The organism is Streptomyces sp. NPDC048637, assembly GCF_040650675.1.
Lineage (GTDB): Bacteria > Actinomycetota > Actinomycetes > Streptomycetales > Streptomycetaceae > Streptomyces.
Map to the genome: position 1 here is coordinate 482,455 of NZ_JBEZHQ010000001.1, position 13,314 is coordinate 495,768.

General features: G+C 68.6%; 13 protein-coding genes and 1 pseudogene. 6 read left to right on the forward strand and 8 right to left on the reverse strand.

Annotation, left to right across the window (positions count from 1 at the left end; translation table 11 throughout):
* Positions 1–139: 139 nt before the first annotated feature.
* On the reverse strand, positions 140–661 hold the full coding sequence (locus AB0C46_RS02360) for a hypothetical protein (protein ID WP_362825187.1): 522 nt from the start codon (positions 659–661) through the stop codon (positions 140–142).
* 135 nt (positions 662–796) lie between these two features.
* Here AB0C46_RS02360 and AB0C46_RS02365 point away from each other — a divergent pair, with 135 nt between their 5' ends.
* Together AB0C46_RS02365 and AB0C46_RS02370 are read left to right on the forward strand one after the other, a co-directional pair.
* Entirely contained in the window at positions 797–1,213 is a 417-nt protein-coding gene (locus AB0C46_RS02365) for a transcriptional repressor (RefSeq protein ID WP_362825031.1), read from the forward strand.
* A gap of 322 nt (positions 1,214–1,535) precedes the next feature.
* Positions 1,536–3,926, forward strand: coding sequence for an Orn/Lys/Arg decarboxylase N-terminal domain-containing protein (locus AB0C46_RS02370; protein WP_362825033.1), 2,391 nt, complete (start codon positions 1,536–1,538; stop codon positions 3,924–3,926).
* A 168-nt stretch (positions 3,927–4,094) separates the two neighbouring features.
* Here the strand turns inward: AB0C46_RS02370 and def are convergent, their stop codons facing one another.
* Positions 4,095–4,757: a peptide deformylase gene (gene def / locus AB0C46_RS02375; protein WP_362825034.1), complete on the reverse strand. Its 663-nt coding sequence runs from the start codon at positions 4,755–4,757 to the stop codon at positions 4,095–4,097.
* A gap of 111 nt (positions 4,758–4,868) precedes the next feature.
* Between def and AB0C46_RS02380 the strand changes: the two genes are divergently transcribed.
* Complete coding sequence (locus tag AB0C46_RS02380; protein WP_362825036.1) at positions 4,869–5,453, forward strand: ArsR family transcriptional regulator; 585 nt, start codon at positions 4,869–4,871, stop codon at positions 5,451–5,453.
* A 150-nt stretch (positions 5,454–5,603) separates the two neighbouring features.
* On the opposite strand, the gene AB0C46_RS02385 is transcribed toward AB0C46_RS02380, so the two are convergent.
* Positions 5,604–5,930: a hypothetical protein gene (locus AB0C46_RS02385; protein ID WP_362825038.1), complete on the reverse strand. Its 327-nt coding sequence runs from the start codon at positions 5,928–5,930 to the stop codon at positions 5,604–5,606.
* A gap of 329 nt (positions 5,931–6,259) precedes the next feature.
* A complete protein-coding gene (locus tag AB0C46_RS02390) occupies positions 6,260–7,039 on the reverse strand; it encodes an SDR family oxidoreductase (protein ID WP_362825039.1) in 780 nt (259 codons plus the stop codon).
* Between the two features lie 439 nt (positions 7,040–7,478).
* On the opposite strand from AB0C46_RS02390, the gene AB0C46_RS02395 reads away from it, so the two are divergent.
* Both AB0C46_RS02395 and AB0C46_RS02400 read left to right on the forward strand, forming a co-directional pair.
* Positions 7,479–8,072 (forward strand): TetR/AcrR family transcriptional regulator, encoded by a 594-nt coding sequence (locus AB0C46_RS02395; RefSeq protein ID WP_362825041.1) that lies wholly within the window; start codon positions 7,479–7,481, stop codon positions 8,070–8,072.
* Positions 8,069–8,905: an alpha/beta hydrolase gene (locus AB0C46_RS02400; protein WP_362825043.1), complete on the forward strand. Its 837-nt coding sequence runs from the start codon at positions 8,069–8,071 to the stop codon at positions 8,903–8,905. Before AB0C46_RS02395 ends, AB0C46_RS02400 begins: the two co-directional genes overlap by 4 nt.
* A gap of 115 nt (positions 8,906–9,020) precedes the next feature.
* Here the strand turns inward: AB0C46_RS02400 and AB0C46_RS02405 are convergent, their stop codons facing one another.
* From AB0C46_RS02405 to AB0C46_RS02415, 3 genes and pseudogenes are all read right to left on the reverse strand, one after another.
* Complete coding sequence (locus AB0C46_RS02405) at positions 9,021–9,890, reverse strand: DMT family transporter (RefSeq protein WP_362825044.1); 870 nt, start codon at positions 9,888–9,890, stop codon at positions 9,021–9,023.
* Between the two features lie 117 nt (positions 9,891–10,007).
* Positions 10,008–10,637, reverse strand: coding sequence for a DUF998 domain-containing protein (locus AB0C46_RS02410; protein ID WP_362825045.1), 630 nt, complete (start codon positions 10,635–10,637; stop codon positions 10,008–10,010).
* 304 nt (positions 10,638–10,941) lie between these two features.
* Positions 10,942–11,028 (reverse strand): annotated as a pseudogene (locus AB0C46_RS02415) (SAM-dependent methyltransferase); the annotation flags it as partial.
* Positions 11,029–11,245: 217 nt separating this feature from the next.
* Here AB0C46_RS02415 and AB0C46_RS02420 point away from each other — a divergent pair.
* The gene (locus AB0C46_RS02420; protein ID WP_362825047.1) at positions 11,246–12,079 is read left to right on the forward strand and encodes a hypothetical protein; all 834 of its coding nucleotides are present in this window, start codon (positions 11,246–11,248) and stop codon (positions 12,077–12,079) included.
* Between the two features lie 203 nt (positions 12,080–12,282).
* On the opposite strand, the gene AB0C46_RS02425 is transcribed toward AB0C46_RS02420, so the two are convergent.
* Complete coding sequence (locus tag AB0C46_RS02425) at positions 12,283–12,936, reverse strand: hypothetical protein (RefSeq protein WP_362825049.1); 654 nt, start codon at positions 12,934–12,936, stop codon at positions 12,283–12,285.
* Between the last annotated feature and the right edge of the window lie 378 nt (positions 12,937–13,314).

Below are 13,314 nucleotides of genomic sequence, written 5' to 3' on the forward strand. Positions count from 1 at the left end.
GCCGATCACGGTGCTCAGGAACTGTGGGTGGTCGATAGCCGGGGAACGGGCCCCGCCAGGTGACCCGGCCTCGTCGACCGGGCCGTAGGGGGCGTCGAGCGTGGTCAGGCAGAGCTCCAGGCCGGCCGCGCAGCCGACGTCACGCCGGGACTGCACGACCGGCACATGACGTGGTGGTGGCCGCCGCGGACGCGTCCCCCGACCCGCGCCGGGCCGCCGACCGGTCCGGTGCCGGGGCACGTCCTGCCGCGGTGAGCATGCAGCGAGCCTCAGGCACTGCACGCACGGCTTGGTAGAGGGCCTCATGCGCGACGCTCGTGACATACATGACATACATGGCATGCGTGGAGTATGTGGCGTACACGGCATACAAGGTATATGCGACTTGATGGGGGATGGGGTCTATGCGGCTGCGCCTCCCGTGGGCGGTCCCCGACGTCGAGGTGGTCACCGACCGGGCGCCGACGTCGCGCGCGTGGGCGGTGCGCTCGCGCTCGTGGACGGTGTACTCGCCCTTGTGGTCGGGGCGGGCGGGTGTCTCCAGCAGGAACTGGTCCTGGATCGGTGCCGGGCCGCCGAGCCCCGACTGCTCGCTGCTCTGGCTGTCCGCGACCGGGGCACCGGATTCGGTGGTGAGCGGACCCGTCTCCTGAACCGTCACGGGCTTGTCCCTGCTGTCGTTCTGTCCCTTGGCTGTCGCCGGAACCGATCCTACGATCGACTAAGTCCAAGTCAATACAACAACCAGGTCCGTACGGATTCATTTGTCAGACGATGCACAGTTAGGCTGGTGGGCATGAGTGACCTGCTGGACCGGCTTCGTGGACGCGGCTGGCGGATGACCGCCCAGCGCCGGGTGGTCGCCGAGGTACTCGACGGCGAGCACATCCACCTCACCGCGGACGAGGTGCTCGCACACGCCACCACACGGCTGCCGGAGATCTCGCGCGCGACCGTCTACAACACCCTCGGCGAACTGGTCTCGCTCGGCGAGGTCATCGAGGTGGCCACCGACGGCCGCGCCAAGCGCTACGACCCCAACGCGCACCGCCCCCACCAGCACCTGGTGTGCTCGGGCTGCGGCGCCATCCGCGACGTTCACCCCGGCGGCGACCCCTTGGCCGACCTGCCCGCCTCCGAACGGTTCGGCTTCACCGTCTCCGGGGCCGAGGTGACCTACCGGGGCCTGTGCCCCGACTGCGCCCGCGCCTGAATCGGCCCGCGAACCCCGTTCCGCCCAGCACCCCCTGGGCGCCGATGCGGGTACCGATGCAGGCAGCAGGCAGCAGGCAGCAGGCAGCAGGCCCGCCGAGGTCTGCCGCGCGGTCTGTCGAGGTCCGCCGAGGTCTGCCGCGTGGGCTGTCGAGGTCTGCCGCCAGGGCCGCTCACGGATGCGCGGTCAGAGCGGAGTTTCCCTCATCGGAGTGGTTTCGACCTGGTCGCCGGGCGGTCGCCGGTGATCTTCCGGTTGCCTCTCCGACATCACGCATGGTGCGGGCCGGCAGACCATGCGCCGACACGCGAGGAGGGGCACCATGACCGACGGGACGGTTCTGTTCGCGGTACGCGAGTTCCCAGAGAGCGGAGGTACCAGGGCCGAGCAACTGCGCAGAATCCGCACGGAGCTGGAGACCCGAGGCTTTGAAGTGCGCTGGGCCACCACAGCCGACGATGCCCAGGCGGTACTGCGTACCGAGGCGGGCCTGGCCGCCGCCGTGGTGGACTGGGATCTTCCGAAGGACGGCAAAGCCGGCGGCGAACCGGGCGGCGCCGACGTCCTGCGCCTTGTCGGCCGGCGTTTCCAGAGCCTCCCGGTCTTCCTGGTCACAGCCGGCGAAGACCTGGAGCACCTGCCGCTGTGGGTGGCCGAGACGGTGATCGGCTACATCTGGCCGCTGGAGGACACCGCACCCTTCATCGCCGGACGGATCGCCGGCGCCGCCCGCGGCTACCAGCAGGACCTGCTGCCGCCGTTCTTCAAGGCGCTGCGCCGCTTCGACCACGCGCACGAGTACTCCTGGCACACCCCTGCCCACTCCGGCGGTGTCGCCTTCCTCAAGTCCCCGGTCGGCCGGGCCTTCCACGACTACTTCGGGGAACGACTGCTGCGCAGCGACCTGTCGATCTCCGTCGAGGAACTCGGCTCCCTCTTCGAGCACACCGGCCCGATCGGTGCGGCGGAGCGCAACGCCGCCCGCGTCTTCGGCGCCGACCGCACCTACTTCGTACTCCACGGCGACTCCACCTGCGATCGGATGGTCGGTCACTTCAGCGTTACCCAGGACGAGATCGCGCTGGTGGACCGCAACTGCCACAAGTCGGTGCTGCACGGCCTGGCCCTCTCCGGAGCCCGGCCGGTCTATCTGGTCCCCACCCGCAACGGCTACGGACTGGCAGGCCCCCTGCCGCCCTTCGAGATCCAGGCGCAGTCGGTCGCCTCCCGGATCCGCCGCAATCCGCTGGCCCAGGCTGCCGTCTCGCCCGAGGCCCAGTACGCGGTGCTGACCAACTCCACCTACGACGGCCTGTGTTACGACGCCCTCCAGGTCGCCCAGGCCCTCGCGCCCAGCACCCCCCGGCTCCACTTCGACGAAGCCTGGTTCGCCTACGCCCGCTTCCACCCCCTCTACGCCGGGCGCTACGGCATGGCGGTGGGCCCCGACACCTTCCCCGGCCCCGAACGCCCCACCGTCTTCTCCACCCAGTCCACCCACAAACTGCTGGCCGCGCTGTCGCAGAGCGCCATGGTGCACGTCAAACCCGCACCGCGGGCGCCGGTGGAGCACGAGCGGTTCAACGAGGCGTTCATGATGCACGGCACCACCTCACCGCTGTATCCGATGATCGCCTCCCTCGACGTGGCCACCGCGATGATGGACGGACCCCAGGGCCGCTGGCTCATCGACGAGGCGGTGACCGAGGCCATCCGCTTCCGTCAGACGGTCGTACGCGTCGGCCGGCGCATCGCAGCCGCCGGCGACCGGCCCGGCTGGTTCTTCGGCGTCTGGCAGCCCGAGACCGTGACCGACCCGGCCACTGGCGAGCGTCTCGCCTTCGCCGACGCACCGACCGAACTGCTGCGCACCGAACCGTCCTGCTGGCAGCTGGAGCCCGACGCCGACTGGCACGGCTTCACCGGCCTGACCGACGGCTACTGCCTGCTCGACCCCCTCAAGGTCACCCTCACCTGCCCCGGCATCGACGCCACCGGGCACATGACCGACTGGGGCATCCCCGCCCGCGTCCTCACCGCCTACCTGGCCACCAGGAACATCGTGGTGGAGAAGACCGACAGCTACACCACACTCATCCTGTTCTCCATGGGCATCACCAAGGGCAAGTGGGGGACCCTGATGGACGCCTTGATGGACTTCAAGGCGCTCTACGACCAAAACGCGCCGCTGGAGCACCTGTTGCCCGAGCTGGTCGCCACCCACCCCGACCGCTACACCGGCCAGACCCTGCGCGAACTGTGCCAGGAGATGCACGACCACCTACGCGACGCCCGCCTGGTGGAGCTGCTCGACACCGCCTTCCAGGACCTGCCCGAGCCCGTCACCCCGCCCCAGCACTGCTACCAGCGCCTCATCCGCGGCGGCACCGAGCGCGTACGCCTGGCCGACGCGGCCGACCGGGTGGCCGCCGCCATGGTCACCGTCACCCCGCCCGGCATCCCCGTCCTGATGCCCGGCGAGAACACCGGCACCCCCGACGGTCCGCTGCTGCGCTACCTGACCGCTTTGGAATCCTTCGACCGTCGCTTCCCCGGCTTCCGCAGCGAGACCCACGGCGTCACCCTCGACCCGGAAACCGGCGACTACCTCATCGAATGTGTACGCCGGATCCCGACCCAGCAAGCCGGACGCACAGCCGGAGAGCATCACCAGAAGCGGACGCCGACGCTGACGCCGAAGCCCGGGCCTTGATGCGGCCAGCCTCCCGGTTCCTCGGCATTCACGCATCGACACTGACGCCTCCTCAGATCAGGTGGCTCGAAGGGGACCTGGGTCAACTCCTGCTCGACCGTGCTGAACGCGGCCGCAGGACGCGGCCCACCCCCTCCGGCAGAAAGGTGGCTGCCGCCACCATGTGTCTCACCGGCCCAGGTGGGCGGCCTTGACCGCACGTCGCGCGAAGACATCCTCACGATGGTCTGCCATCTGCCGCAGCGCATCCTTACGGTCCCGCTTGGACAGTCGGTCGAGATAGGTATGACCGAAGAGGTGGTCGGACTCGTGCTGCAGACACCGCGCGAAGTAACCCGTGCCCTCGATGGCAAGGGAGTTGCCGCCCTTGTCGAGCCCGCGAACAACGGCACGATCTGTACGGAGGACCGCCATGGTGGCACCGGGCACGGACAAGCAGCCCTCGAATTCGTCAACGAGTCGCCGGCTACCTGGATCAGGCAGGTCCAGGATCGGGTTGATGATGTGGCCGACATGCCGGATCCCATAGTCGTCCGGGCAGTCATATACGAACAGCCTCAGGTCGACGCCGATCTGATTGGCGGCCAGGCCGGCACCGTCGGCCACATGCATCGTCAGGAACATGTCGTCGATTAACGCCGACAACTCGGGGGAGCCGAAGTCGGTCACCTCCTGGCACGGACGGCTCAGGATCCCCTCACCCACCACCGTGATCCGGCGCACCGACCCTCGCTCCGCCTCCGGTGGCAGAGCGGGGTACGAGTCGACGGGTTTGCCCTGCACACGAACGCGCCGGTCTACGGAATGGGACCGGTCGTGACGAACAGACATCGCTGTCTCCCTTTCTGCGCACGCCGCGGGACGCCGCGGACGTCACCGCGGCCTGATGTCTACGGGCAGGACCGCTTGCCAACTCCTTTGCAAAGTAGCAGACTTTGCAAAGTGACTGAAGATGACCTCAACTCTCGTCCCGAGCAGACGCGGGACACCGGCGACGAACTGCGTGAGCACGAGGTCCGCACGGCCCTGCTGGACCTGCTGGCCGAAGTCGGCACTGTCACAGCGACCGAAGCCGCCGTGCGACTGGGCTACAGCTCTGGGCTCTGCTCATTTCACCTTCGGCAGCTCGCACGCCACGGACACATCGAGGAAGCCCCGCACCGCGGGGGTCGCGCACGCCCCTGGCGCCTGAGGCAGCGCAACTCGACTGCCAGTGCACCTACGGATGAGCGGTTCGGCGACTTGGCCCGTGGGCTGGAGGACGAGAGCTGGCAGCGGTGGCTCGCTCAACGCGACCAAGCGCCGACCGAATGGCGCCACGACGAGGCCTTCAGCGTCGTCGCCTACCTGACGCCCGACGAGATGAGCCGGGTCGCGGACACTATCCGGCGGGCGCTCGCCCCCTACCAAGACCGTGAACAACGACCCCTGGCCCGACCTGAAGGCGCCCGACCGGTGGCCCTCATCACCCGGCTGTTTCCCTTGCTTCCCCACGCGACGGACGAGGCGGACCAGGAGCGAGAGTGAGAAGTCCGAGGCGGGCCGGAGTGAGGAGTGAGGTGTGAGAAGTGAGGAGTTGGGGACTGCGCAACGGCTCGTCCGGGGTGGCGCGTGAGCACGGATAGTGCGCAGGGTCGCTCTTTGCCCCACCGGCACAACTGTAGGACTGCGGGGATGTCACCGCTGTAGTGCCCACTCCAGCCACACCACCAAGATGATCGGGACCGCTACGGTCACCGTGCCCAGCGCGACTCCGGCCCGTGCGCGACGACGGTCGGCTCCCTCATCGCCCCGCATTCGGTGCAGAGTGCAGGCTCCGAAAACGATCGCGCAGATCCCGAGGGGCAGGGTGAGGTAAAGCGGGAAATTGCGGATCAACGGCGGCAGGAAGGAGAGAAACGGACTCCCGTACATCGCGACAGCGGCCACGCCCAGTGCCAGCGAAACCACGCCCGTCTCCCCGTGACTGACCTGGGCTTCCTCTACTGGCTGATCGGGTTTCATGAGCTGAGGCTAGGTGGCATGCGGCCGACGCTGCATGAGCGCGATGACTCAAATCGGCGTAAGTACCGCCACCACGAGTCCGCCTTCCGCTCGGCCCGTTCGGCAGGAGTGGCCGGGTCCGACTCAAGGCCGCGGCGCAGGTTCTGCCACCACACCTGTGGGAGTTCCGCTCCGCGTGCACCACCGGCTCCCGGCACAGGCGGGTGCGTGGAGGAGTTCCGCCCACTCTGTGCGGAAGTCTGCGTCCCGACGCCGTTCCCCGAAATCCCCGGCTCTGCTCCGCTCTGCTCGTGGTCCCCAATTGCTCCGGATTCCCAGCGGAGTTGGGCTCAGTGAACGGAGAACCCGCCGTCGACGAAGATCGCCTGCCCGGTGATGTAGCCGGAGGCGCGGCCGGCCAGGAACACCGCCGCTCCGGCGAAGTCCTCGGCCAGGCCGTTGCGCCCGACCATCGTGCGTGCGGCCAGCGCCGCCACCTTCTCCGGGTCGGACGACAACCGCTCATTGAGCGGGGTCATGACGAAGCCGGGCACCAGCGTGTTGCAGGTGACGCCGTGGGGCGACCACGCCTCGGCCTGAGAGCGGGCCAGCGACTCCAGCGCCCCTTTGGAGACCCCGTAGGCGCCGCTCTGGGCGAACGCCCGGTGTGCCTGCTGGGAGGTGATGTGGATGATCCGACCGAAGCCCCGCTCGGCCATGCCGGGCCCGAACCGCCGGCCCAACAAGTAGGGCGCCTCCAGGTTCACTGCCATCGTGGTGTCCCACACGTCCTCGTCCAGCTCGCCCATCGGTGGACGCAGGTTGATCCCGGCGCAGTTGACGAGAATGTCGGGCTCGCCGAACGCCTCGGCTGCCTGTTCCGCCGCCGCGCGCACCCCGTGGCGGGTGCTCAGGTCGGCGCTCACCCAGGCCGCCCGACAGCCGTACCCAGCCAACTCGTCGACCGTGGCGGCCAGTTCCGGCTCCTTGCGCGCCACGATCACCACGCTCGCCCCCGCTCGCGCGAGGGCCCCGGCGATGGCTCGGCCGATGCCGGAACTGCCGCCCGTCACGACGGCGACCCGGCCGTCCAGCGAGAACAGTTCGGAGAGGTAGCTGTGCGAGTTCATGCCCGCACCCTAGACGGCGCCTCCATGGCGACAGTGCCAGAGGTGGAGTGTATGGCGCGGGGAGGGTCAACTGGGCAGGTTTGGCCAGATCGTGAGCCCCAGGTGGGAAGCGACAAATAGCGCCATCACGAGGCACTTGAAGGGTGTAGCCCCCTTCGCCGCACGCAACCGGCCCTCCGGTTGGGCCCGTTGAGCCAGTTGATCCAGTTGTTCCAGTTCGGCCGACGTGGCGGATCCGAGGGGCGTGGTCGTGCACGGCGGTTCATCCGCGGCTGCCGCTGGTGAGAGCGTCGAGCAGCCGGCCCAGGCGTCCTCACCCGATAGCGGAGCACGGCGGGGGAGTCATCCACGTCAGCGGTACCGCTGAACGCGCCTTCCATTTGCCATTCCTAGGACCCCTAGGTTAAAACTAGAGCCCCTAGGGTGATGCGGAGGGCGTATGGCGAGGGCAGGGCTGACGGCGGAGCGGGTGACGATCGCGGGCGCCGAGTTGGCGGACGAGGTCGGGCTCGACCAGGTGACCATGTCGCAGGTGGCGCGACGGCTCGGCGTGAAGGATGCGAGTCTCTACACGCACGTCCGTGGCCTGGAGGATCTGCGCGGACGAATCGCGCTGCTCGCGGCGGACGAGAAGACCATCCGTATCGCGGAGGCGACCGCCGGACGCTCGGGCAAGGACGCGCTGGTCGCGTTCGCCAACGCCTGGCGGGAGTACGCCCACCGGCATCCGGGCCGCTACATGGCAACGCAGACCCCGATCCAGATCGACCCGGAGCTGGCCGCCAACGCACCCGGACCGCGGCGCGCGGTCGAGCTGACCTACGGCATGCTGCGCGGCTACGGACTGGCCGAGCCGGACCTGACCGACGCCGTCCGGTTGCTGCGCAGCACGTTCCACGGGTTCGTCGCCCTGGAGTCCGCGGGCGGGTTCGCACACCGGCGTTCGCCGCAGCAGTCCTGGCTCCGCGCCCTCGACGCCCTGCACTCCCTCCTGGAGCACTGGCCCCCGTCCCGAGAAGGAGACTCCTCATGACCGACCCGACCGCCGGCAGCCTGCGCGTGAACGGCGCGACTCTGCACTACGAAGTGCGGGGCCACGGCCCGCTCCTGCTGCTGATCCCCGGAGGGTCAGGCGGCGCGGCCTCTTTCGGTGATGTCGCCGACGACCTTGCGTCCGAATACACGGTTGCCACCTATGACCCGCGCGGCATGTCGCGAAGCGCGCTGGACGACCCCGAGGCCGAGCAGCGCGTGGCCGAACACGCCGACGACGCGTTGCGAATACTGGACCTGCTGTCACCCGGTGAGCCCGCCCGGGTGTTCGGCGTCAGCTCGGGCGCGATCGCCGCCCTGCACCTGCTCACCGCGCATCCCGAGCGTGTCGAACGTGTCGTGGCGCATGAGCCTCCGGCGGTCCTGGTCCTGCCGGACGCCGCCGACCATCGCGATCTCATCGCGCGTGTGCAGGAGACATTCCGTACACAAGGGCTCGTGCCGGCGATGGCGGTGTTCGCCGAGGGGCTGAAGAAGGACGGCGACACCGCCGAGCCGAAGGCCGGGACCGAGCTTCCGCCGCAGGCGGCGGCGAGGGCCGAACAGACGATGGCCAACCTGCCGTACTTCGTCGGGCGCATTGTTCCCAGCTTCATGTCCTACATCCCGGACACAAACCGACTGGAGGCGCTGTCGGATCAGCTCGTTCTCGCCGGCGGCCAGGACTCACATGGCGAGCTGGCCTACCGTTCGGCCGCGCTCCTGGCCGAGCGTCTCGGCATGGAACTCCTGCATTTCCCCGGCGGGCACACCGGCCTGACCACGCATCCCGCCCAGTTCGGCGAACGCCTTCGCAAAGCTTTCCGCGTCTAGACCCCCATCCGATGCGCCCTGGTCAACCGCACCGGAGCTGGTCGAAGGTCGCGATGAGGAAGCCGAAGGTAGCGGCGTTGTCGGAGTCGGCGAGGGAGTAGGGGCGGCGAGCGAGTCAGGGGGCGGATGACGTCTCGCTCTCCGTATCGACTCTGATCAAGGTGAGCACTCCCCATGTGACCAGTACCGCTCCGACGCACTCCGGGATCAGCCACCAACCGGCGCGGACCCGGTCCCCGTACACCAGGATGCCGAGAACCACGCTGACCAGTGCCTCGCCCAAGGTGAGGGCGGGCTGGGAGGCCACCAGGGGGCCGGACTCCATGGCGTTGGCCAGCAGGAACAGGGAGCAGGCGCCGGCTGCGACGAAGGCATAGGTCTGCCAGCCGGTGAGGAAGGCGCCCGCGCCATGCTGGTCGAATGTGTCGGTTGCGGATTCCATGAGGGTGGCGGTCAGGGCGTAGCCGATGGCCGAGGCGGAGCTGAACAGGGCCGCGCGTGCCTTTCCCCGCGGTTGGCGAAGGGCGGCCACTACGCAGAGCGAGATGACGAGCGTGGTGGTGAGCAGGGTCAGTACCCATGTGCCGGGCGGCACCACCGAGTTGCTGCCCGACGGCGCGGCCGCGGCCAGGGTGAGAGCGAGCCCGCCGGCGACCGTGACGGAGGCGATCCAACCGGCCGCGGGCAGCCGCCGCCGGGAGAACGCACAGGCGATCAGGAGGGTGAAGGGCAGTTCGGTCACCAGAATGGGCTGTACCAGCGACAGGGGACCGAACGTCAGGGCCAGTGCCTGGCACGCAGCGGCGCCGACCACCACGGCGATCCCACCGAGCCACGTCGGGTGGTGCAGCAGGTGACGGACCAGCCGGATGCTGAAGGCGTCGCCCGGGGGAACGCTCCGCGCGCCAACGCGTTGAAGCACCGTTCCGGTGGCATTGCCCACGGCCGCCAGCAGGGCGAACAGTGCGGAAAGCACGGCTGCCACAGGGCGGTCCCTCCGGTCTGCGCGTCGGTTACTGACTGACCGCCACGGTGGCAGAGGAGCCAGGTGCGCCGGGAGCGCACCACCGCACGGGGGAGACCATCACACGATCGGCGGGGATCAAAGCCTTGGCCGCTCCAGGTGCCGCCAGGCATGGCGGGAACTCGGGCGTACCGTCGCACCGAGTCCTGTCAGCGCCGCGGCGAGCAACGCGAACCACACACCCACCAGCAGCAGGTGCGCCCGCTGTGGGATGCCGTGCCAGCCCGGGTGGCCGAACAACGGGCCGACGGTGCTCACCGAGGTCGTCACCGCGGCAGCCAGCACGCGCACGCCCCAGCGGCGAATCATCGCAGGCCGGGGGCGTTCGCCCGCGCCTGCCACGCAGAAGAACACCATGGAGGCGAAGAGGAAGAAATGCGCCAGTGCGCTGGTGGCTGTGTGCCACGGATGCACGGCTTCGCAACTCCACTCCACGGAAGGCGCGCAGCGTATGGGCAGGGTGACGTCGCCCAACGAGGACATGCCGAGGGCAAGGACCGATGCCCAGCCTGCGCGGGCCCACGATCCGCTGGCGGAGCTGCCTGCCAGGAGTGCTCCCGTCATCACCAGCACGGCGCAGGCAGCCTCGATGCCTCCGAACAGCAGACGGAACGGCTGGTCGGCTGCGTAGAGCTCACTTACGTAGGAGTGCCTGGGGTCCAGTCCAGTAGGCAGGAAGAACTCAAGAACCCAGCTGTTGTACAGCACGGCTGCCGTCGCCAGCAGAAGCGCTGCCCAGCCCTCCCGCGACGCGCCACGCTGCCCGAGGCTTGTGCGGGCCGGGCTGGAGTGATGGGGCACGGCTTGTCCTGTTCGTGTGGCGTCGTGAGTTCGCCTTCACTCTTCACCATCCGTCACTCATCATTGGGCATTCCGCAGTTCGAGGTCAGGTCCTCCGTGGCTCAACGGGGGAGGGTTACGGACGGCGTCCCCACGCGGAGATCATCGGGGCGGTGGCCAGGTCGAGGGCGCCCGGTGGCGACGTTCGTCCGGTGGCGGTCACCGTTGCCGCGGGGCCGACTCGCTCGGCCAGCCCGAGGGGTACGGACGGACCACCGGCGCCGACCTCCCAGTACCGCATGCCGGCCGCGATCCCGAGCAGCCCTGCCGACTCCGACGCTCACCCGCGATCTGAAGCGCTCAGTCACCTGCGGAGTCAGGTTCACCCGTGCGTGTGCTGTGCCGAAGGTCGAACACGTGATGCAATTCAGGGGTGATGTCCTACGCCTTCCCCGACGACCTCCTGAGCCACCCAGCAGAGCAGCCGGCCGGGCAGCCGGCCGTCGAGGCTGCTCTCCGTCGCATAATCGATGTCCATGCGAGACACGAGGCTGTCGGAGCCGCCGGAGCCGCCGGAGCCGCCGGAACCGACCGAGCACTACATCTTCAACGACAGCCAGACGATCGTGCTGGAGCGCGGATTCCAGTGGGAATTCGCGCCCGACCAGAATCCGATCGAGCTGGAGCGGATGACCGCTCACCGTGCTGTCCGAGCGCTGACCGAGCTGTGCGAGGGGCTCGTCAGACCCATGACGTTCGGTGTGACCAGTAACTGGGTGGACGAGTACAGCTGGCCGGCCGACGGCAAGCCGCCGCGAGGCAACTGGTTTCTGACCACTCCGAAGTCACCACCTGATGCCCACTCAACCTATATGGACCCGCAGGTCATGGAGACAGCAACACTGGACGAGCGGTCGATGCTCACTGCTGTCGACCGCGTGCTTGACGACCCGTGTGAGGCACCCGAAGGCAGGCGCCTGGCGTGGGAGGAGATACGCGTGGACCACACCTGGGCCCGGCTGCCCGAACCCGACCGGCACATCGCGAACAATGACCTGCGCATCGATGACCACGACAACAAGCTGCGTCGCGTTCTGGTCCCTCGTGAACATGCACACGGCCGCATATGGGTGACCGTGCCCCAACCCAGTGTGTGGTATCCGTTCCTGCTGAGGGTGAGCAAGTCCTTCGGCACGGTTTATCCCGACGGACTCGAGTACGACGAGTTCATCGAGATGACGATTGACGTCAACTGGTCATTTTGGTGGCATCCGGGAGAGGGCCGAGCCATGCTCGATCAAGCAGTGGACCGTCTTCTTCAGCAAGGGTGGCGCCACGCAAACCCATCACCCAGGAGCCGCACCCAGTGACCGTCGCCTGCCCCTGATCAACCATCATCCGCATACCGCCCTGTGCGCCGCTGCGGGTGTTCCGCCGGGATCACGCGGCTGGCCTGGGCAAACGCGTCCTGATGCGCCAGCCACTCCGACCCCGACCGCATGGGACAAGTGGAGCAAGTGGAGCAAGCGGAGCCGGTCAAGGCCTCGGGTGAAACGGCGCGGGGCGCACCCGCTCAGCCGCGTGTGCGCCCGCAGATCAGGTCCGGACCGAGGTGGCGGCGCAGTACGGCATCGAGGGGCGGGCAGGGGCCGTCGTCGCCGAGCTTGAATCCAGTGGAGACGAAGGTGCGCACGGGGTGGAAGGGCCCGCTGGGGGTGTCGGTGGTGTCGGCGCTCAGCGGACGCTCTTGCTGGCGGGCCAGGGCGAAGCAGGCGAGCAGGATGCGGTGATCGGTACGCCAGTAGTGGCGCTCGATCACCGGATGGGTGAAGTCCAGGCTGTGAAAGACCAGCCCGATGTCCTGCTCACCGTACGGCGCCGAGGCGAGAGCCGCCGCCAGCGTGTCGGCACTGTCGCCTTGAGCGAGGGCCGTTGCCGATTCCTTGGCCCGACCCCACGGGGGCGGATCATCGTCCTCGTCCTCGTCCGCCCAGGGCGGACGCTTGCTCGCCAGGTGAGTCCCCACCGAGGGATCTTGCCAACGGGCTTGCCACAGGACGCTGACGTAGGGGAGTACGGCGTTGGCGCACAGATCGCCCGCGGCCAGCAGCCATGGAGTGCGCACCACACGGCTGCGTACCAGATCCACGGCCATCGCAGCGAACGATTCGGCTGTGAGCAGCACCGGCTCAGCCGGCGCGACGAACTCGTCGGTCCAGATCCCCATGCGGCAGGTATAGCCGAGGCTGACCGCAGGGCGCACACGAATTCCGATCATGGTGCACCAGCCCGCGGGGCACCTGCTGCCGGGCAGCAGGCCGCCAGCACCGCAGCCTCACGGCCAACCAACCTCTTCCTGGTGTGACCCGGCATCTCGGGCCAAACGCCAAGCCGGCACGAAGCGTTAGGGGCGACGGGCACAGGACGTCCCCTCTCCCGAAAGGGATTTGTGAGAAGTCGCGTCGCTGGGTCAGTTGGTGGGCGAGTCTGGACTGCTCACCGTGCCGTACCGCTGTCGCCTGACATCGCGAGCGTGGATCATGGTGGCTGTGTCTGCCCGGGTGCTGTCGACCGTCACGTCAGTGAGAGACGGTGCGGTCGGACG

Excerpts from the sequence above, each read along its gene's own strand:
- AB0C46_RS02390 (WP_362825039.1), bottom strand. The coding sequence starts at position 7,039 with ATGAACTCGCACAGCTACCTCTCCGAACTGTTCTCGCTGGACGGCCGG.
- AB0C46_RS02370 (WP_362825033.1), top strand. The coding sequence starts at position 1,536 with ATGACCGACGGGACGGTTCTGTTCGCGGTACGCGAGTTCCCAGAGAGC.
- AB0C46_RS02395 (WP_362825041.1), top strand. The coding sequence starts at position 7,479 with ATGGCGAGGGCAGGGCTGACGGCGGAGCGGGTGACGATCGCGGGCGCC.
- AB0C46_RS02420 (WP_362825047.1), top strand. The coding sequence starts at position 11,246 with ATGCGAGACACGAGGCTGTCGGAGCCGCCGGAGCCGCCGGAGCCGCCG.
- AB0C46_RS02425 (WP_362825049.1), bottom strand. The coding sequence starts at position 12,936 with ATGGGGATCTGGACCGACGAGTTCGTCGCGCCGGCTGAGCCGGTGCTG.
- def (WP_362825034.1), bottom strand. The coding sequence starts at position 4,757 with ATGTCTGTTCGTCACGACCGGTCCCATTCCGTAGACCGGCGCGTTCGT.
- AB0C46_RS02400 (WP_362825043.1), top strand. The coding sequence starts at position 8,069 with ATGACCGACCCGACCGCCGGCAGCCTGCGCGTGAACGGCGCGACTCTG.
- AB0C46_RS02385 (WP_362825038.1), bottom strand. The coding sequence starts at position 5,930 with ATGAAACCCGATCAGCCAGTAGAGGAAGCCCAGGTCAGTCACGGGGAG.
- AB0C46_RS02365 (WP_362825031.1), top strand. The coding sequence starts at position 797 with ATGAGTGACCTGCTGGACCGGCTTCGTGGACGCGGCTGGCGGATGACC.